Here is a 1,169-nt window from a genome sequence, read left to right on the forward strand (position 1 = left end):
GCGTGCAGACCGACTACGAAGGCCTCGGCACGAAGGGGGAGCACCCCTATCTCAACGGGCACAGCGCAGCGAACACCGTGGCGGACATCGTGCGCGCCGCCCGCCGGATCAGCCCCCGGGTGGGCCGCGACTGGATAGCCATGGGGCACAGCCAGGGCGGTCAGGCCGCGCTCTTCGCGGCCTCGGCGGACCAGGACCGGCGCGATCTCGATCTGCTGGGCGCGGTGGCGCTCGCGCCCGGCGGCGTCGGCATCGCGACCATCGCCGACTATGTACAGCCCGGCTCGCCGGGTATCCGCGACACCCTGGGCTTCCTGCCCGTCGTGCTCATCGGCGCGGCCGCCGCCGATCCGGCCGTCGACCCGGACGCACTGCTCACGAACGAGATGCGGCCACTGCTCACCGCGGCCCGGACCGGCGGCCTGGACGACGTGCGCAGGGCCGCGGCCACCGTGCCCACGGACCGGGTACTGCGGCCGGGCGCCGATCTGGAGCCGTTGGAGACCTATCTTCAGCGGCAGGACCCGGTCGGACTGACACCCAGGGTGCCCGTGATGATCGCTCAGGGCACCGCGGACGCCCTGGTGGCCAAGCCCGGCACCGACTATCTCGTCGGGCAGCTCTGCACACGGACCGACGCGTTGACGTACAAGATCTATCCCGGTGCCGATCACCGGGCGACGGTGACCGACTCGCTCGCCGACACCCGCCGTTTCGTCGAGGCGCTGCGTGCGGGCCGGAAGCAGGACTCGGACTGCCGGTAGCCGGACTGACCAGCGGCTCGGCGGCTCAGCGGTCGCGGCGCATCGCGCTCCGGCCGCACGGGGCTCTGGCCGCACGGGCCTCTGGCCGGGAGGGCCGTCGGCTCAAGGTTCCCGCGGGGCACGGATGTTGCTGAGCCCGAGACCGAGATCGTGGGCCCTGCCCCGGCTGCGACCCCGGTCGATCAGGCCCTGCTCCATCACCTGGGCGAGGTGGGCCAGGGCATCGAGAATCCGCCCCCGGTCCTCGCCCAGCCCGGCCAGCACCTCCGCCTCGATGCCGAGTTGACGCGGGAAGAGGGCATCGATGGCGGCCTTGCCCGATTCCGTGATGGTGACGAGTGCGGCACGCCGGTCGGCCGGGTTGGGGGTGCGCTCGATGTGGCCGCGCTTCTCCAGCTCGGCCAG

Annotated in this window: 2 protein-coding genes; one reads left to right on the top strand and one right to left on the bottom strand. The window is 72.8% G+C overall.

Annotated elements, in window-relative coordinates; translation table 11 throughout:
* Positions 1-764, top strand: a 764-nt coding sequence (locus ACMZ42_RS27215) for a lipase family protein (protein ID WP_415733458.1), incomplete at its 5' end; no start/stop codon positions are given.
* A 102-nt stretch (positions 765-866) separates the two neighbouring features.
* On the opposite strand, the gene ACMZ42_RS27220 is transcribed toward ACMZ42_RS27215, so the two are convergent.
* The coding region (locus tag ACMZ42_RS27220; RefSeq protein ID WP_415733459.1) for a MarR family winged helix-turn-helix transcriptional regulator at positions 867-1,169 on the bottom strand (303 nt) is incomplete at its 5' end.

The sequence above is a fragment of the Lysinibacillus sp. NPDC056185 genome (assembly GCF_047737915.1).
Classification (GTDB): Bacteria; Bacillota; Bacilli; order Bacillales_A; family Planococcaceae; genus Lysinibacillus.